At 42.2% G+C, this 16,331-nt stretch carries 20 protein-coding genes and 2 pseudogenes; 9 read left to right on the top strand and 13 right to left on the bottom strand.

Features of this window, described 5'->3' with window-relative positions; all coding sequences use genetic code 11:
* On the top strand, positions 1-624 hold a 624-nt coding region (locus tag E0F88_RS32765), incomplete at its 5' end, for a T9SS type A sorting domain-containing protein (protein ID WP_131962895.1).
* Positions 625-857: 233 nt separating this feature from the next.
* On the opposite strand, the gene tnpC is transcribed toward E0F88_RS32765, so the two are convergent.
* The 3 genes from tnpC to tnpA (E0F88_RS32750) all read right to left on the bottom strand — a co-directional run bounded on the left by tnpC (position 858) and on the right by tnpA (E0F88_RS32750) (position 3,122).
* Positions 858-2,396, bottom strand: a complete 1,539-nt coding sequence (gene tnpC, locus E0F88_RS32760) for an IS66 family transposase (protein ID WP_131962893.1) — start codon at positions 2,394-2,396, stop codon at positions 858-860.
* A 72-nt stretch (positions 2,397-2,468) separates the two neighbouring features.
* Positions 2,469-2,816, bottom strand: coding sequence for an IS66 family insertion sequence element accessory protein TnpB (gene tnpB / locus E0F88_RS32755; RefSeq protein WP_131962891.1), 348 nt, complete (start codon positions 2,814-2,816; stop codon positions 2,469-2,471).
* A gap of 3 nt (positions 2,817-2,819) precedes the next feature.
* Entirely contained in the window at positions 2,820-3,122 is a 303-nt protein-coding gene (tnpA, locus tag E0F88_RS32750; RefSeq protein WP_131962890.1) for an IS66 family insertion sequence element accessory protein TnpA, read from the bottom strand.
* Positions 3,123-3,181: 59 nt separating this feature from the next.
* Here tnpA (E0F88_RS32750) and E0F88_RS32745 point away from each other — a divergent pair, with 59 nt between their 5' ends.
* The 4 genes and pseudogenes from E0F88_RS32745 to E0F88_RS34965 all read left to right on the top strand — a co-directional run.
* Positions 3,182-3,376, top strand: a complete 195-nt coding sequence (locus E0F88_RS32745; protein WP_165940238.1) for a transposase — start codon at positions 3,182-3,184, stop codon at positions 3,374-3,376.
* Positions 3,377-3,729: 353 nt separating this feature from the next.
* Positions 3,730-4,053, top strand: coding sequence for a hypothetical protein (locus E0F88_RS33925; protein WP_165940237.1), 324 nt, complete (start codon positions 3,730-3,732; stop codon positions 4,051-4,053).
* Between the two features lie 29 nt (positions 4,054-4,082).
* Complete coding sequence (gene ltrA / locus E0F88_RS32740; protein WP_165940236.1) at positions 4,083-5,324, top strand: group II intron reverse transcriptase/maturase; 1,242 nt, start codon at positions 4,083-4,085, stop codon at positions 5,322-5,324.
* 87 nt (positions 5,325-5,411) lie between these two features.
* Positions 5,412-5,603: pseudogene (locus tag E0F88_RS34965) on the top strand (IS3 family transposase); the annotation flags it as partial.
* A 16-nt stretch (positions 5,604-5,619) separates the two neighbouring features.
* On the opposite strand, the gene E0F88_RS32730 reads toward E0F88_RS34965, so the two are convergent.
* Positions 5,620-5,910 (bottom strand): hypothetical protein, encoded by a 291-nt coding sequence (locus E0F88_RS32730; RefSeq protein WP_131962886.1) that lies wholly within the window; start codon positions 5,908-5,910, stop codon positions 5,620-5,622.
* A 208-nt stretch (positions 5,911-6,118) separates the two neighbouring features.
* Between E0F88_RS32730 and E0F88_RS32725 the strand changes: the two genes are divergently transcribed.
* Positions 6,119-6,913: a DDE-type integrase/transposase/recombinase gene (locus E0F88_RS32725; RefSeq protein WP_131962884.1), complete on the top strand. Its 795-nt coding sequence runs from the start codon at positions 6,119-6,121 to the stop codon at positions 6,911-6,913.
* A 76-nt stretch (positions 6,914-6,989) separates the two neighbouring features.
* Here E0F88_RS32725 and E0F88_RS32720 read toward each other — a convergent pair whose 3' ends face one another.
* From E0F88_RS32720 to E0F88_RS32710, 3 genes are read right to left on the bottom strand one after another with little or no spacing between them, the layout of a single operon-like run.
* Complete coding sequence (locus tag E0F88_RS32720; RefSeq protein ID WP_131962882.1) at positions 6,990-8,012, bottom strand: tyrosine-type recombinase/integrase; 1,023 nt, start codon at positions 8,010-8,012, stop codon at positions 6,990-6,992.
* A gap of 4 nt (positions 8,013-8,016) precedes the next feature.
* Entirely contained in the window at positions 8,017-8,994 is a 978-nt protein-coding gene (locus tag E0F88_RS32715) for a tyrosine-type recombinase/integrase (protein WP_131962880.1), read from the bottom strand.
* Entirely contained in the window at positions 8,987-10,246 is a 1,260-nt protein-coding gene (locus tag E0F88_RS32710) for a tyrosine-type recombinase/integrase (protein ID WP_165940235.1), read from the bottom strand. Before E0F88_RS32710 ends, E0F88_RS32715 begins: the two co-directional genes overlap by 8 nt.
* Before the next feature lie 367 nt (positions 10,247-10,613).
* Here E0F88_RS32710 and E0F88_RS32705 point away from each other — a divergent pair, with 367 nt between their 5' ends.
* From E0F88_RS32705 to E0F88_RS34625, 3 genes are read left to right on the top strand one after another with little or no spacing between them, the layout of a single operon-like run.
* The gene (locus E0F88_RS32705; protein ID WP_131962876.1) at positions 10,614-11,207 is read left to right on the top strand and encodes a Mu transposase domain-containing protein; all 594 of its coding nucleotides are present in this window, start codon (positions 10,614-10,616) and stop codon (positions 11,205-11,207) included.
* Positions 11,208-11,254: 47 nt separating this feature from the next.
* Positions 11,255-11,725 (top strand): ATP-binding protein, encoded by a 471-nt coding sequence (locus E0F88_RS34630; RefSeq protein WP_262709918.1) that lies wholly within the window; start codon positions 11,255-11,257, stop codon positions 11,723-11,725.
* Positions 11,698-11,898 carry an ATP-binding protein gene (locus E0F88_RS34625; protein WP_262709917.1) on the top strand — a complete coding sequence of 67 codons (201 nt, stop codon included), beginning with the start codon at positions 11,698-11,700 and terminating at the stop codon, positions 11,896-11,898. The genes E0F88_RS34630 and E0F88_RS34625 overlap by 28 nt, the downstream gene beginning before the upstream one ends.
* A gap of 279 nt (positions 11,899-12,177) precedes the next feature.
* Here E0F88_RS34625 and E0F88_RS32695 read toward each other — a convergent pair whose 3' ends face one another.
* From E0F88_RS32695 to E0F88_RS32670, 6 genes and pseudogenes are all read right to left on the bottom strand, one after another.
* Entirely contained in the window at positions 12,178-12,360 is a 183-nt protein-coding gene (locus tag E0F88_RS32695; RefSeq protein ID WP_131962874.1) for a hypothetical protein, read from the bottom strand.
* A 62-nt stretch (positions 12,361-12,422) separates the two neighbouring features.
* Positions 12,423-12,764, bottom strand: a complete 342-nt coding sequence (tnpB, locus tag E0F88_RS32690; protein WP_131962872.1) for an IS66 family insertion sequence element accessory protein TnpB — start codon at positions 12,762-12,764, stop codon at positions 12,423-12,425.
* A gap of 1 nt (position 12,765) precedes the next feature.
* Positions 12,766-13,074, bottom strand: a complete 309-nt coding sequence (gene tnpA, locus E0F88_RS32685) for an IS66 family insertion sequence element accessory protein TnpA (protein WP_131962870.1) — start codon at positions 13,072-13,074, stop codon at positions 12,766-12,768.
* A gap of 57 nt (positions 13,075-13,131) precedes the next feature.
* Positions 13,132-13,533, bottom strand: a pseudogene (locus E0F88_RS32680) (transposase); the annotation flags it as partial.
* A gap of 125 nt (positions 13,534-13,658) precedes the next feature.
* Complete coding sequence (locus E0F88_RS32675) at positions 13,659-14,630, bottom strand: glycosyltransferase (protein ID WP_131962868.1); 972 nt, start codon at positions 14,628-14,630, stop codon at positions 13,659-13,661.
* Positions 14,631-14,978: 348 nt separating this feature from the next.
* Positions 14,979-16,325: a DUF5723 family protein gene (locus E0F88_RS32670; RefSeq protein ID WP_131962866.1), complete on the bottom strand. Its 1,347-nt coding sequence runs from the start codon at positions 16,323-16,325 to the stop codon at positions 14,979-14,981.
* Positions 16,326-16,331 lie beyond the last annotated feature (6 nt).

Below are 16,331 nucleotides of genomic sequence, written 5' to 3'. Positions count from 1 at the left end.
TATTTAGGTTCATTTGAATCTGCAGACTGTAATACTGTCAGTGGTTGGGCCTGGGACAAGAATTATCCCAATGGGGAAGCTTTAACAGTTGAACTCGTAGAAGGCAATACTGTTTACGCAACCGCTATTGCTGGTACTTATAAAGATTATGTAAAGACTGCTGGCTACGGTACTGGCAATTATGGTTTTAATATACCCTTACCAGTAAGTTTAAAGGATGGGAATACACATTCGTTATCAATACGTATTAAGGGGAGTACTACTCTTTTACCAGGTCCTGCAAGAGCTGTTGCGTGTGGATCTGCAACTTCGCGGCAGTCTTTTTCAAGCAATACTATCCAAACTATTGAGAAACAGGAAATTAGTTTAGGGCTTGCTTGCTTCCCTAACCCGACCGATGGTATAATATATATCAGTTATGGAACAAGTGAGGGGCAAGTATCGTTGTTATCAATTTCAAACATTGTAGGACAGGTTGTGTGGAAGATGCCGGTAGTAGGAATTGGCCAAACCCATGGACAATCATTTGATTTAAGTACACAGGCTGATGGTATTTATCTTCTTAGGCTTCTAATTGATGGTAGATCAGAGGTCAAACGTATTATGCTTATAAAAAAATTATAAAGGCGAATTGAATTATGGCTTTCTTTCATACCGGTCTTGCGGCAATTTTATAAGACTCCGTCGAACAGCTTTTATTAGGTTAAAGCGTATAAAGAAAATGTCATTTAGCCAATTGAACGTATGCTGAGGTGGCTCCAAAAAGCGGCACAAATTTTTGCACATCGTGATGCAGAATGAGAGTAAGCAGTCGGCTGTCCCCCTGTTTTTTTCTTAGAGGTATAATATAGAGACTACTAATTCAGTTTCCAGCGATTTGGAAGAAGATCTGAGAATTTACCTTCGTAGTTTGGATCGTTCATTGTTCGAAGAATGTCCAGTAGCCAGTCTTGTGGATTTACATCGTGCTTTTTACAAGTCGCAAAAAGAGAGTAAATTATAGCAGCATTTTGCGCGGTCTCATGCGTACCTGCAAAAAGGAAGTTGCGCCGACCCAGGGCAATGGGTCTGATCGCATTCTCGATTTGATTATTATCGATTTGCAAATCTCCATGAAGAGCATATAGTCTCATGCTTTCCATAAGCGGAAGCGCATATCCTATCGCTTTTCCAATAGGGCTCTGCGGCAGTACCTTGGGATATTCACCCTGCATCCATTCGTGTAATTGGGTCAGGATCGGCAGCGATTGCGTCATCCTTTTTTCAACAATCTCACCTTCACTGAGTGGTGGCGTATGTTCACGGATTTCCTTTTCAATCCCGTAAAGTTGACCTATAGTTGCGACCGCCCAACTCGCTCTTTCGCTGTCATATTTAACCGCTTCATCGAAGCGACGGCGGATATGGGACATACAAAAGTAATGATAGATAGATTGATTTTTCTCAAAAAGGCTCTGATATACATTGTATCCATCAGTCTGGATTACGCCGGAAAAGTCTTTTAATATTTTTTCCGGCCCGGTTTTATTGCGGCCCGGACAATAGTCAAAGAAGACAAGTCTATCCGCAGGCGCATGATAAGCCCACAGGTAGCCCTTGTGAGAACTCCCTTTCTTTCCACTGTTTTCCAGGACCTGTATGCTGGTCTCGTCAATCTGTAAATACAGATTGGTCAACACTTCACGCTTCAAAGCATTGTAGATCGGTTCCAGGGATTTACATGCTGCATTGGTATTATCTGTTAGTGTCGCAGGCGGGATTTTCATCCCTATGCGCTCGAACATTTGTTTTTGCCGGTACAAGGGCAAATGATCCACGAACTTACTGGTAAGAAGATGTGCAAGGACAGATTCGTCAAAAAGACCTCGTTTGATTGTCCGGGAGGGTATCGGTGCAATCAGTACACCTTTTGCATCTGAATTAACAGGATCTTTCAGTGCCCATTTCCGGCGGATAATTCTTCGAACCTTAAAAGAAGCAGGAATCATTACCAGTATTTCAGTCACTTCCTGACCGATTATTTTATAATCAGTCAGATCACCTTGTGGATCGATGATGATCTCTTCTCTTTCCAGCCCATCTGGCAATACCATTCTTGTGCGCCCTGCTTTCAGGCGCTTTTCGCCTTGCTTGTCTTGCTCCTGGTTAAGCCTCTGAGCTTCACCAGCGGTAAGCTCTTCGGAGTTTTGTATGTCCTCAGATGTAGCACCCAAAGGAAACAGGTCAAGTTGTCCTTCCAAGTGTTTTTTAACTCTGTTATCGGATCTTATTCCAAATAGTTTTCGGCGTAATTCATTAGCATCCAGCAGCGCCAGCCTAAGTTTTTGCTCGGTTTGCTCCAGCTTCTGCTGGGCCTGTTCATATAGCAATTTATAGTCTGGTTCGGCTGTGATCATACTATAAAAATACGCAAAAAAAGTGGCTTATCAACGTGTGAAGGCCACTTTCTAAAAAATATTATGCACTTTTTAATAGATGGACAGTTGTTTATAACGCTTGCGCAGCTGAACGGATTTTAACTTAACACCTTGTAAAATCAGCGTCAGTTCCCTTGTAGAGATCAGTAATTTTTTATCTGACGGGCGCTCAAAGGTACCTGCCTCTAATCGTTTTGAATAGAGTGCGTAGCCGTCGCCATCCCACTGTAGCAGGCGCACCTGATTAGCCCGTTTTCCGATAAATACAAAGACATCACCTGATAGCGGGTTCAGCTTTAAACCGTTCTGTACTAGACCTGCGAGCGAATAGAATCCGCAGCGCATATCCACAGGGTGGTTGTACAAGAAGTAACGTGTCGAAGAAGATAAAGACAGCATCGGTTAAGCCAGCAATGCTTTTACCCATGCGGGCTCTGGTAACTCATAGAAAATCAGCGCACCTTTATCAGTTAGCCGTAGTTCGGCAAGTGGTTGAGAAGACTTTACTTCGATCTTATCAACTTTCATTTCAATGAACTCATGCTTGGGAAGAGCACTGGCTTTAAACTTTTTGGCCCAATACCAGAATGTCGAATACTTGATTGACTCCTGCTCGCAGAATACACGAGCACCTTTGCCGCTACTTTTCCATCGAAGATAGAGCTGGCGATATCGTTGTTGGGATTTGTGTTGTTCTTTTTTCATATCTCAAAGCTCAAATTGGTGGTTAGCCCTGAAAGATGGATATAGGCGATTGCTTACGAATGAGAGTTCAAAAGGGGATCAAGACCACAAGGAGTTATGACGCTGATTTTAAGCAGGAAGTAATAAGGTTGCTGGCTTCCGGAAGGAGTGCCAAGGAAATTTCAGAGACGTTTGGAATTGCTGAAAATCTTCTTTATCGTTGGAAGAGAATGGCAACTATGAAGACAAAAACAACCATTTCCCCAGCCTTGTAAGTCAAAGTAAAATCAGGACGACACAAGTATTACTAATGAATTAATTTTTCACTCGGACAGAGGTATCCAATATGCCTGTAATGAATTTAAAAGCTTATTGGACAAAAATAAGCTTTTAATAGAAGCATGAGCCGGAATGGGAATTGCTGGGATAATGGTGTGCCACGAAGGCTTTTTAGAAAGTTCGAAAGACGACTAGAAAGTCATGCTGCATAAATGATGAGGGAAGGCCCCTCGAAGTCTGGGTACAGGCCCTGGCTTCAAACCACCACGAGCTGCTAAGATCAAAAGTCTTGGTAGTGAGCGTCGTTGGAAAAGGCATAAAAAAAAAATGTCAGGTAAGAATTAAGAAGATGAACGAAAGTGAACAGTCGATGACATATCGAAAAGCAATTCAACTAACGTCAAAACCGGGAGGCGTTGTTATTCCGGGACAAATCCAGACAATACCTGTTTATGGGCTGGGTGGCGTTCGGTGTAGAGGCTGCATGATCTTAATTCAGGCTTTTATGTGGAACGTGGGAACCTGCTGGTTTAATGTAAAGGGAAGAGGTTCCGAATGTTATGGAACTGCAAGTACCAATGTGAACCAGAGGGGCGGAGTAACCCGTAGTAGTGAGGAGATCTGTGAAAGCAGATGGAGCGAAGGGGTTACGTTATTCGGTCAAAACTATTAGTCAACCAATAAAGGGAGGAACTAAGAGTAATGGCAAGGTCATTTAATATCAGTAGGCAAATGGTTTGGGATTCCTATCTTAAGATTAAGGCTAACAAAGGTTCAGCTGGTATTGATAGGCAAACAATGGATGATTTTGAAAAAGACCTGCGCAAGAATCTATACAAAATCTGGAATCGGTTAACATCAGGAAGTTACTTTCCCCCAGCTGTCCGCAGAGTTGATATACCGAAAGGATATGGTAAAACCAGACCACTTGGTATACCGACTATTTCTGATAGGATAGCCCAAATGGTTGTGAAGGATATCTTGGAGCCTATCATAGATCCAAGTTTCCATCATGACTCGTACGGATATCGTCCTGGAAAGTCTGCACTGGATGCTGTTTCAACAGCAAGACAGAGATGCTGGCGGGATAACTGGGTTCTGGATATGGATATTCGCGGTTTCTTTGATGCAATCGATCATTCTTTGGTTATGAAAGCGATATCTACCTTCACTAACGATCGGTGGGTGCTGCTGTACATTAGAAGATGGTTGGAAGCAGATGTCATGTTTCAGGATGGTACTGTGGAGAAAAGGACAAAAGGTACACCACAAGGAGGTGTAATCAGTCCACTTTTAGCCAACGTATTTCTTCACTTTGTATTTGATAAATGGATGGAAAAGCAATTTCCAAACGTTCATTTTGAAAGGTACGCTGACGATATCGTTGTGCACTGCCGCAGTTACAAGCAATTAAAACTAGTGGAAAGTAAGCTAAGAGATCGCTTCCATGCTTGTAAACTGGAATTATGTACGGAGAAAACCAAAATTGTCTATTGCAAGGATTCGAAACGTACGGAAAACTTTGAGTGCTGTAGTTTTGACTTTTTGGGATTTACATTTAGACCAAGAAGTACTCGCAATCAAAAAGGTCAGTTTTTCGTAAGTTTTTCACCAGCTGTATCGCAAAAGAAATTAACCTTAATGCGGAGCACGATCAGAAGCCATCCTATCATTTCAGGAAGCTACAGTAACAGTATCGAAGAGTGTGCCCATGATTTAAATCCGTTCATTCGAGGTTGGATTAATTATTACGGTAGGTTCGGAAAGTCTTCATTAAAAGCTCTTTATCGCTATATCAATGATAAGCTAACAAGATGGATAATGAGGAAATTCAAATCTTTACAAAGAGGTATCACACGAGCGGGGAAATGGTTGAAGAATCTGTATTTGCAAAATCCTAACTTATTTGCACACTGGAAACATTTCAAGTGGGTGACTGAATAACAAGAGCCGTATGAGTCGAGAGGCTCACGTACGGTTCTGTGAGAGATTTAGGGGTGAGATTCCCCTTTATCTACTCGACCAGTTGCAGAAAGCTTTTTTAAGACTTTAAAAGCAGAATGTGTTTACCAAAATAAGTTTATAAATAAGCAGCAGGCAGCAGTAATTGTATTCGAATATATTGAAATCTGGTATAATCGAAAAAGGCAGCATTCAGCTCTGGGATATGTATCTTCAACAGAATTTGAAGAATTTTTAAATAAACAGAAAATTGCAGCTTAACCTCTTGTCCGCTTAACTATTGCAATTCCAGTGATGCTGTTATAATGCCCTCGCCATTAGCATGGGCATATTTGTAACAGACATATCGCTTCACATAGAACTCAGCAGAAATCATATCCAACACCTCAGTGACCTCTTCTCCGCTTATGGTGCAGCCGGTAACAGCTTCCGTGGGTTCAATAATGATGATTTCACGGCGTAGGTTCTCAGGAAGCATCATTCTCACCGTGCCTTTTTCACGTTTTTTTGCAGGAGCTTTTTCCTTGGTGGATATTCCGGAGCAAAGAGAGCCACTTATTCCGGACAACTTGAGCCAGTGATTCCGGGAACTTGAGCCATCTTATCGGAAAGTTTTTACAGCAATTCCGGCAACTAGAGCCAATCGGTACACTGACATTCCGGCATAATTGAGCCACTTGTGATTGTCGGTCAAAGTTATTCCGGGAAAGTGAGCCAGTGAATTTTGGTATTGAAGTAATTATAACCACCATCTTTTGTGAAAAACAAAGCAACGGATGGCAAACAAAGTTACTTCAATGCAGACACTGCGCATGATCATACAGATGCTGGATCGGAACATTTCGGAACGTAAAATATCCAGGCAACTCAATCTTTCCCGTAACACGGTTAAATATTACCGTGAACGCTTACTTCAAAGCGCACACAGCTTCAAAGAACTGCAAGCCCTTGGCGACGCAAGTTTGTCTGCTATTCTATATTCTGATACACCTTCGGTTCAGGATGAAGACCAAAGGAAGGAGGATTTTCGGCAGCAAGTACCTTATTTTCTTTCTGAACTCAAACGTACCGGCGTAACCCGTCAACTTCTCTGGGAGGAATATTTTGAAAAACATCCTGCGGGATACCGCTATTCCCAATTTTGCCATTACCTCAATGAGCTTAGCAAAGTTCTGCAACCTAGTTTCCATGCGACTTACAAGTCTGGGGAAATGGTCATGACGGTCCGCCGCGCGGTGGACTTTGCGGGCAGCATGATGCATTATTTTGACAAGTCCACCGGTGAGCAAATAAGCTGTCCTGTGCTCGTTTGTGTACTACCTTTCAGTAATTTAACTTACGTAGAAGCGCTGCCGAATGCCAGGCTTCCTTATTTGCTGGCAGCTTTGAATAACTGTCTTGGGTATTTTAAAGGTGCCCCATTGTCTTTAAAGACGGATAATATGAAACAGGTCGTTCAAAAGGTCAATCGTTATGAGCCGACTTTTACAGAGCTTATGCAGCAATGGGCGTTGCATAACAACATGGATCTGGTTGCCGCAAGGCCATATAAGCCAAAAGATTATGTGTAAACTTTTAATATGTAAACTACCCATCACAACTCGCTCTTTTTTAGCAACTTATTGATTAAATAGTTTACATAAAATTTCACTCTTTACCAAGGCTCTCTAACCAATCCAGTAAACCCTTATTACTTTGCCACACCGGTAGTTCAGTTGATTGAGGCGTGAGACTTGTTTTTTCAAGTGCTTCTCGTTTTTGCCTGTTATCTATCCTTGCATATATCTCGGTAGTTGTGACGGATGCATGACCAAGGAAGTCCCTGATTGCGAATATGTTTACTTCACTTTGCTGAAGTAGCATTGCCTTGGAATGACGAAGAGAATGAGGGCTAATACCGGCTGGGATAATGGATGGATCAATTAATCGTGCCGTCATTGAATATTTCCTGATGATGGCTGTGATTCCCATCCGAGTCAGTTTGTCTCCCCGTCCATTGCTGAACAATGGATAGTCAGTCGCCTGGTCACGAAGCAATCCATTTTCTTGCATGTACCGCTTCAGTATCGCTGTCATCGGTTCAGAAATAGGTACCAAGCGTGTCTTATTGCCTTTTCCTTTTATCGTAAGCAATGCGGGCTTGCCAAAATTAATCCTTGATGGAACCAGGTCAGCAATCTCCTGAACCCTTCCTGCGCATTCAAACATTAGGGATATTAGCACCTGGTCACGCCTCCCTTTCCTTTTTGATGTGTCAGGCTGGGCCAGCAGGAGTTTTACACCGTCAGCGGTCAGGTAGATCACTTCCGGGGTATCGCACTTTTTGATTTTTAAAGAGAGTATGGACTGCCATTCTTTCAAGTGATCCGGATATTTATAGGTAAGAAACCTAAAAAAGGAATGAAGTGCAGCCAGTCTGGCATTCCTTGTGGAGATGCTGCAATGCCTCTCGGCCTCCAGCCAACCCAGGAATGAGATTATCCGCTCGCGGGTTATATCCTTGAACTCAATCCGGTCCGCATTAATTCTGTGAGCATCTCGCATATAGGTCAGCAGAAGGATTATCGAGTCACGGTATGCACTGACCGTATTGCGGGAGTATCCTCTTTCATCGACCAGGTAGCTTACCATGAACTGGGTCAGGTATTTTGCAAAGGATGTCTGTTTCATGTTATCACTGGTGATTTAGTTCAGAGAATATGTAAGAACAGATGCTGTCGGTTTTTCCCAATAATTCAGGGTACATATCTGAGGTCATCCGGACATACCGGTCTGTGGAAGCCAGTGACTTATGACCCAGGTAGGTTGACAAAATCGGCAGGATATAATAAAGATCCTTACCTTCTTTAAGCAAATGTGCCAGTGATTTAATACAGAAGGTGTGACGCAGGTCGTGGATCCTTGGCCCAATGATCAGACCACGGTGCTTAATACCCGCTATTTTCAATATTTTTGTCCACCATCCGCAAAAGCCGTTTGCCCGACAGTAACATCCGTTCAATTTAACAAAGAAGAAGTCACTGTTAGCCGGCAACAGTTTTCGGTACTTCAGGTATTGTTTGCATATGTCTGACATTGCCTCTGTGAAGGGTATCAACCTGTCTGTGCCATTTTTGGTACTCCGCAGCGTCAGATAATTTTGTTCCAGATTTACATCATTTATCCTCAGGTTTACTGCCTCGCCAATTCGTATTCCAGTTGAGCAACGCATCCGTATTAATGCGGGAAGCACCATGATATTGGTACGTGCATGCCTGTCATAAAGAGCCAGCGAATCACACGCGGCATAGATGGCCTTGATTTCTTCGTCGGAAAAGATGTATGGAACAAACTGATCTTGTCTGGGGCCTGCTACCAGTGGCGGAATATAGGTTTCATAGCCCAGGTTGGATAAGTATACCGCGAACTGACGAAGGAAGCAGTTACGGTGGCTCCAGGTGTCTGTTGCCTCATTGGGGCGTCTGTTGCACCATTCCGTCGCCATTTCCGCAGTGATGATTATGGTACGCAATCCGTTACCGAAGGCAACTCTGTCAAAGGCAAAAAGACTGAATTTGCAGCTTTGGGATTTATAGCCAAGGTTATTGCGCATGGCAATAAAATCCCGGATCAATGGCGCCAGCACGCCACGTTGCAGATTTTCCCTATTCATAAAAAGCTCCTTTATTCTGAGTATAAAATTCTTCCGGCAGCGAGGGAACTTCCAAAGCGCATTGCCTTAGCGTCTGGATATCTATCCTTAAATAACACATCGAAGTTTGGATGTTGGCATGGCCGAGAATGCTTGATATGACAGGTATCGACACTTGGCTTTCGAGAAGCATACTGGCCATGGTATGTCTTAGGGCGTGCGAGCCATGTTTTCTTTCCCCGACTTTGATGCCGGATTGAAGTATAGCCTGGGTAGCTATTTTGGATACCCGTTTAGCGTCAATCGGAGGGTGCGGAAAGAGCTTTTCCAGGAAAACGAAAGGCGACTTGGAGGAAGGGCGGCTGTATCGGATGTAATCAATCAAGGCTTCCCCCACATCTGCTGGTAAGGGGAGCCGGAGAACTTCTGTGGTTTTCCTTTGCTTGAATGAAATGATGTTCTGCGACCAAAGCAGGTGGCTGAACTCTAGCCCACTAATGTCCGAAGCGCGAAGACCAAGCCGTACCGCTAACAGGACCAGTGCATAATCCCTTTTTCCCATTAGTGTACTTCTATCAATGGAGTCAAGTATGGTTGTTATCTCAGCTCTGGTATAAACTGATGGAAGTTTTGCTTGCTTCTTGTAATTATCCCTGGGAATCACAAAGAACAGGTCTTTGGCGGTTTTTCCCAATCCAAACAGGTAGCTTAAAAAGTTACGTATGATCGATAAGGCAAGGTGCTTTGCTCCAGCAGCATCTGGCAGATGGGTAGTTAAGTAATTTACAATGGTAATCGGGGATAAAACTTTAATTGAGGTGATTCCGCTTCTATGAAGATATTGTTGAAAGCAATAAAGGTACCAGAAGTAGCTTTTCGTGGTCTTTTCACATATCCTTACCGACTTCTTGTATTCAATATATTGTCTGATAAGTTCGCCGACCTCTCCATCCAATACCGCCGCAGGACGTCGGTTTATAACCTCAATCATTTTGCCTGTCTCGGCAAACTGCGCAAGGCAAAGCGCGCACCGATAACAATGTTTCTGATGATGGGTAAGATCCGAAATCGTTTTGTCGCCGTAGGCTTCACTCAGATAAGCTGCTACTGTCTGCGAACTGAAATTCCTTAACTCCTTACAATCCATGTAAACTTTGATCCGGTTCCAAATCCATAGATAAATGGAGATTGTCTGTTTGCCCCTGCCGATATCCTTAAGATAGTCGGACGCGGCTTCTGTTAGCTCCTCGAAGGAGGAATAGTACCTGTTCATTGTATGAGCGTTTAATTTATGCATCATTGCATGATGGCAAGCTCAACAATATTATGTAAACTTTTAACAGATTAAACTACTCACTAACAACACCTTATATCTAAATTTACACATATCAAAAGTTTACACATTATCCTGATTATGTATAATTACACATAATCAGGATAAAGCGCCGGCTGAAGGTCATGTAAAAATCGCCTATCAGCGCATTTACGCTCCATTACGAGATCGTATTTTTTTTAACATTGATGAAGTCAACGCCGCTATAAGAGATCAGCTTGAACTACATAATGACAAGAACTTTAAGGAAAAAAATTACAGCCGCCGCAGGCAATTCAACGAACAGGAACAGCATTTACTTCAGCCGTTGGCAGACAATCCGTTTACCTTAAAACACAACACTTCTGTCAAAGTCCAGAAAAATTATCATGTTACTCTGGGAGAAGATTGGCACCATTATAGCGTTCCGTACCACTATGTAAGCAAACAGGTAAATATCATTTATGATACCCAGACCGTGGAGATTTTCCTGGACCACCAACGTATTGCAGTTCATAAGCGCCTTTATAACCAGCACGGTTACACAACCGTTAAAGAACATATGCCTGAGAACCACCGCAGTTATACACAGCAAATGGGCTGGGATGGTGACTACTTCCTGCGGTTAGCATCACAGGTAGGCCCATGTACGCACAGCTTTATGGAAGGTATTTTAAAAGGAAGACAGTTTACTGAACAAGCATTTAATTCATGCCGTGGTATCCTTCGACTGGGCAGTAGTTACGGCAATAATCGCCTTGAATCAGCATGTCAAAGGGCACTACCTTCAGGCTCATTTAGCTACAAAACTCTGACGAATATCCTGGCCAATAATCTTGACAAAGCTCCCCATTTAATGCAGACAACCTTATTCCAGACGCCTGATCATGAGAATATCAGGGGTGCAGGCAGGGGCATATGAATAAAATGTCCTTACGAATCAATTGCCTCACTTAAACACAAATAAAAATGAATACAAACAAGACCTGGGAAGAGTTACGACAACTAAAATTACAAGGAATGGCTAGCCGGTACTCCGCCATTCTTGAACAGCGGTTACACCAGCAGCTCGAAGCACATACCATGGTGGCAATGCTTACGGAAGCTGAATCAGAACAACGAACCCAACAGCGTACCCAGATGTATCTCAAGCTTGCCAAACTGCGGTACAGCGCATATGTCGAACAGGTGAACTGCAAGCCGGAAAGAGGTATTACGGCTGAACAACTGATTAGGCTAAGCGACTGCAGTTTTATAGAAAAATCCGAAAACATATTGATCACTGGGGCTACCGGCTGTGGTAAATCCTATCTTGCTTGTGCACTCGGCAGGCAAGCCTGCGTAAAAGGCCATAAAGTATTTTACTATCCCATGAACAGATTTATAGAGCAACCGCGCGGCGGCCGCTTGCATTGGCCAGGCTGGATGGAAGTTACCTGAAATGGCTCAATCAAATTGCACGGGTCAAACTCCTGATCCTCGATGACTTCGGCTTGCAGCCGCTTAGCCACGACATCAAAATGGCACTACTGCAAATACTTGAAGACCGTTACGCTTTCGGATCTACAATCATAACCGCACAGATGCCCGTAGGCAACTGGCATCCTACTTAAATGATCCCAGCTTAGCTGATGCGATATGTGACAGACTGACAGCAAACGCGCACAGAATAAATCTCGAGGGAGCTTCTTTGAGAAAGATAAAAAACAGCTAAATTTACAACACTTCAATACCAAAAAGGAACTGGCTCACTTTCCCGGAACGCTGGCTCACTTTCACCGGAATCTCCATTCCTTGGCAAAGTTAGCAGCCTGATTTGAGTTCTTCTTGCTGCGGATAGCCTGTTCCCAATTCAAATAGTTTGATCTGGTTTACATCCGTATGTACGGTGGCTAGATCTCATTCTTTTTACCGAATATATACCGCTTATATTTATCAAGCTCAAAGTTCAGGGTCTGGATCTGCTGATCTTTTTCGGATATTAATTCCAGCGACTTTTTATGTGCGGCAAGTGTCCGCTCATAGAGTAATTTATAATCCGTCGCTGCATCTTCCATTACCCGAAGATAAGGCATAAAAAATAGCTATACAACCATATGAGGTACTTTTTATGACTTTTTCTGCCTGGTTTATTGACCTAATTCACCCGTTGGTATCGTTTTCGAAGGCGAACCGAATCCAGCATTACACCTTGCAGAAAAAGTGTTAAATGCTGGCTGGTGATGGATATATCTTCGCCCTTTGGCCATTCGAAATTGCCTTTTTCCAGCTTTTTGATATACATCGCAAAGCCGTCCCGATCCCATTGTAAGAGCCGGATCTGATTAAGCCGTTTACCCAGAAAAACGAAAACATCACCGCTTGACAGATCAAAGCCCAGTTCATTGTGAACCAGTCCAGCCAAACTGTAAATACCATACCGCATGTCCGTTGGGCTCCGATACAGAAAGTACCGGCAGCTGTGAGATAAAGCCAGCATATTAAAGATTTAGCTTCTTGATAAATGAAGCGTCAAGAATTCCGAACAGCTCTATACGCGATACGGATGGAAAAGTATTGGCTGCCAGCGCCTGTTGCTTTTGCTCAATTAAATCTGGTTTTTGAACCGGTATCTGACTGAACCCACGGGTCGGTACCGCAGTGGAGGCATTCTCGCGGCGGAATTTTTTAACCCAGTAATTAAATTTATGGTATCCCATACCATTCCGATTGCAAAAAGCCTGTTTGCTTATGCCTTGCGCCTGCCACTGATCGAACAGTTCACGCATTTTTTCTATCTCATTTTTCATGAAACAAGATTGCGAACTATGCGGATCTGTTAAAATATGGTTTTATCGGACGCATACAGATATTTCAACATCATACATTTGTTGGATGTGGTCAGATATATCTTGAAAACTCATTCCCTTGCTGTATAATCCAATAATTTGAGGAGCCAGATTTTCAGCCAGGACGGTTTCGTGTTTCTTGACAATTTGCGGCGAAAAAGTAGCCTTTCTATCTTCTGGTGTAGTTAATGTAATTTTACCAGACATCGTTTTTAAGCGTTTGCTACCTTTGCCATTTCGCTTATTGCCGGATTCCCGCTCCTGATCACTGAGATGGGTGTTCATTTCCGACTCGAGAGCACTTGCTAAAAATGGTTGAAGTAGCGGAGCGAAAACCCCGTCTTTACTAGTTAATGATTGTCCTTTCATCAACTGTTCGAGCGCCTTATCGCGCATCTGTTCGAATTCCGTCTTTTCCATTTTCTGTAGTAAAGTTAAAACTTTGAGACAGAGTTCATTTTACAGTCTCTAAACCACGTCAGAAACTAACTTAACTAGAATAACAATATGCTGGCACTTTCTTATTCTAGCTACTAATTCTTATTCTAGTTACGAATGGTCGCTTCATCCAATACAACAGATTTCTGTGGATTGGCAGTCTCATAATTATTAAACCACCTTGAAAAATAAAAGATCAAGGTTTCGCATTTTGAAATAACACGTGATATCCAGCCCATTCGACTTTGAAACCGTTGTTGAAACTGTTGATGGATGGATATTGAGTCAGGAAATATGAAATCGGTGCGTAGGTCTGTATCTATTCTTGGCTTGTATCTTCTGTCCGAACCTGTAGTATGCGTAGCACGCTCCCCAAATCCGATATTATACACTTTTGACTTCACGGGATATAACGTCAATCCTCCGGTACGAAATTGATGATAAAACCATCTTATAGCCCACGAATCAAGTTTTCCATTTAACTGATTATCCAACATCTTATTTAAGTCCGATCCTCCGCGTGCAAAGTTTCTTCTTGCTTGTGCATCAGCAGCAAAACTATGATAATCACTCACAAGCCAATCTACTGTATTCCATCTATTTGACCAAGTAGCCCATCCCCAAGACCAACCTCGGTTTAGTAAATAATTCTCCTCGCCGTCTATTTCTCCCAAGTCAAAAGAATAACCGGAGATTGAAAATACTTTATTATCATATTTATATCTTTCCAAACTTTTATTCATGAACGTTAAAAAGTTAGGAGTTGTTAATAAATCATCTTCAAGAACAATTACTTGGTCATGCTCTTTGAGTACCTGATTCACACCATTTATGATTGACTTTGCAAGTCCTTTGTTTGATTGTGCTTCGCAAACGGAAATACGTCGAAACCCGTCAATGGTTTTAATATAATCTCTGATCTGCCCTACTACAATTCGGTCTTTCTCATGTTTAGCTGCATCTGAGAAAATAAATAATTCGCTTTCGGGCGCTAAGACGTTAAGTTGCAACGTAGCGACTGTTTGTTTCAATGTGTCTAATCTGTTGTAGACAAATAAAAGTACTGGGGCTAGTGTCATCGATCTGTGGGTAAGGCTAAGTGTTATTTAAAGCATTGATTTTGACGTGGAGTATTACACTAAGTTGAGATGTAACTTCTGAACACAAAGTTAACATTTCTACTCTACAAAGTAATACTACAAAATTATAGTTTTGTGGTATAATTTGAAGAAAATTTCTATGTTTTTAAGAAATACTTTGAAGTTGTTGGCTTATCAGTGTCTTTGACACTGTCCTACATGCGCATCATAAAATGTTGTAAGCCTACCGCTGATCGAACAAATAGGTAATATCTCTAAATTCGGTAGCACTGTGAGCAATACGGACTATTATAGACGTGAAGTATTGATAAGGAAACGAACAGGATACTATTTAGACCTAATAAGGAATCCACAACGTAAATCAACTTGTTTTGTGCCGAAAAGCAGCGAAATTAGATTTTTGCTGGTAATGTACAATCCTTTGTAACGCAATCCTGCACCCACTGCTAACCCGGTATATTCCTGAATAGTAAGTGGCAGGAAAAACGTCATATCTGCTTTATCCCATCTAGGGATAACATTCACCGTTGCAAGATTATACAGGCTACCGGTAATACCCTTTTTTCTCAGACTGGTAAGGATGTTTCCGCTAATCGAAATGTTGGGAGAAAAAATGTAATCAGCTTGTATTCGTAAAGTTGTAGGTAGTGGCACCTTATAAAGGTCATTATTGTTTTTTGTTGGAGTAAAAAGTTCTGGATAAGTGTCGAAAACTCTGGCGGTTTCGCTGAAAGAAGAATTTTTGAAATTATTATTAAAATACAGACGCTCGGAACTGGATATATTAATATCATAAGACTTGCTGTAAATACTATCTGCTTTATATCTTATTGATCCAATGTCAGTTATTGATATACCGATTCTAAACTTATATGCCTGGATGGCAGTTTTTCTAAAAGAGTAACTGAGACCAAAATCTGCCCCCAGACTGGCCTTTTCAAATCGGAAAAAATTTGTTAGCCTAATTTGGTCTAGTAGTTTTCCTCCCGATCTCGTAGCAACCTCACCTTTGGAATTTGTTAGATAACTATAAATATTTGTTGTATTCAATATGCCCTGAAAATCAGAGACATCAATTGAAGTATGACCGATGCCATTTATGAAATTTAAGGTAGTGCCGAAAGAAATTTCGTGCATGTTAGATTTAAAAACCTGGTAAGCAGCTGATAAGCCAATTTCATTAAAAACGGCTATGGAAGTACGCATGGGTTCAGACTTAGGAATGACATGTGGATATTCCTTCACCTGTTTCACAACTTCACCAATTTCGGAAATCAGACGACCATTGACTTCCGAGTAATTGGCGTGAAGCCGACTTCTTGTCGACAACCCCATTGCCAATTTATCTGTGAGATTGATAGACAACGAGGGACCCAGTACCTCTACAAGCCCTAACCCTGAGGATACTTTTGATTCCCCTAATATCTTCCGGCGAAAAAAATCTGCATTTATTCTTCCTAAATTCGCTGTGGACAAAGAAGCGGTATTTGACCCGGCTGATACCTCAAAATACATTACATTTGCTGACCAAGCCTTACTTTTACCCAATTGCAGCAGTGCCGGATTTTCAAACGCGTTGAGGATGCCATCACTCGCACTGCCTCCACTTGAAAAAGCCTGGGCATTAGCGAATTGCGACAGAAGAATGAAAGCCATAGCAAGAAACTTGCTCATATGTTT

Source organism: Dyadobacter psychrotolerans, from assembly GCF_004349265.1.
In the GTDB taxonomy this organism is placed as follows: Bacteria; Bacteroidota; Bacteroidia; order Cytophagales; family Spirosomataceae; genus Dyadobacter; species Dyadobacter psychrotolerans.
The sequence above is the reverse complement of the archived record's forward strand: the minus strand, read 5'-3'. Positions and strand labels throughout refer to the sequence as shown.

What these genes read in the sequence shown, in the direction of transcription:
- tnpC (WP_131962893.1), bottom strand. Translation starts at nt 2,396, where the DNA reads ATGATCACAGCCGAACCAGACTATAAATTGCTATATGAACAGGCCCAG.
- tnpB (WP_131962891.1), bottom strand. Translation starts at nt 2,816, where the DNA reads ATGCTGTCTTTATCTTCTTCGACACGTTACTTCTTGTACAACCACCCT.
- tnpA (WP_131962890.1), bottom strand. Translation starts at nt 3,122, where the DNA reads ATGAAAAAAGAACAACACAAATCCCAACAACGATATCGCCAGCTCTAT.
- E0F88_RS32745 (WP_165940238.1), top strand. Translation starts at nt 3,182, where the DNA reads ATGAGAGTTCAAAAGGGGATCAAGACCACAAGGAGTTATGACGCTGAT.
- E0F88_RS33925 (WP_165940237.1), top strand. Translation starts at nt 3,730, where the DNA reads ATGAACGAAAGTGAACAGTCGATGACATATCGAAAAGCAATTCAACTA.
- ltrA (WP_165940236.1), top strand. Translation starts at nt 4,083, where the DNA reads ATGGCAAGGTCATTTAATATCAGTAGGCAAATGGTTTGGGATTCCTAT.
- E0F88_RS32725 (WP_131962884.1), top strand. Translation starts at nt 6,119, where the DNA reads ATGGCAAACAAAGTTACTTCAATGCAGACACTGCGCATGATCATACAG.
- E0F88_RS32720 (WP_131962882.1), bottom strand. Translation starts at nt 8,012, where the DNA reads ATGAAACAGACATCCTTTGCAAAATACCTGACCCAGTTCATGGTAAGC.
- E0F88_RS32715 (WP_131962880.1), bottom strand. Translation starts at nt 8,994, where the DNA reads ATGAATAGGGAAAATCTGCAACGTGGCGTGCTGGCGCCATTGATCCGG.
- E0F88_RS32710 (WP_165940235.1), bottom strand. Translation starts at nt 10,246, where the DNA reads ATGAACAGGTACTATTCCTCCTTCGAGGAGCTAACAGAAGCCGCGTCC.
- E0F88_RS34630 (WP_262709918.1), top strand. Translation starts at nt 11,255, where the DNA reads ATGAATACAAACAAGACCTGGGAAGAGTTACGACAACTAAAATTACAA.
- E0F88_RS32695 (WP_131962874.1), bottom strand. Translation starts at nt 12,360, where the DNA reads ATGCCTTATCTTCGGGTAATGGAAGATGCAGCGACGGATTATAAATTA.
- tnpB (WP_131962872.1), bottom strand. Translation starts at nt 12,764, where the DNA reads ATGCTGGCTTTATCTCACAGCTGCCGGTACTTTCTGTATCGGAGCCCA.
- tnpA (WP_131962870.1), bottom strand. Translation starts at nt 13,074, where the DNA reads ATGAAAAATGAGATAGAAAAAATGCGTGAACTGTTCGATCAGTGGCAG.
- E0F88_RS32675 (WP_131962868.1), bottom strand. Translation starts at nt 14,630, where the DNA reads ATGACACTAGCCCCAGTACTTTTATTTGTCTACAACAGATTAGACACA.
- E0F88_RS32670 (WP_131962866.1), bottom strand. Translation starts at nt 16,325, where the DNA reads ATGAGCAAGTTTCTTGCTATGGCTTTCATTCTTCTGTCGCAATTCGCT.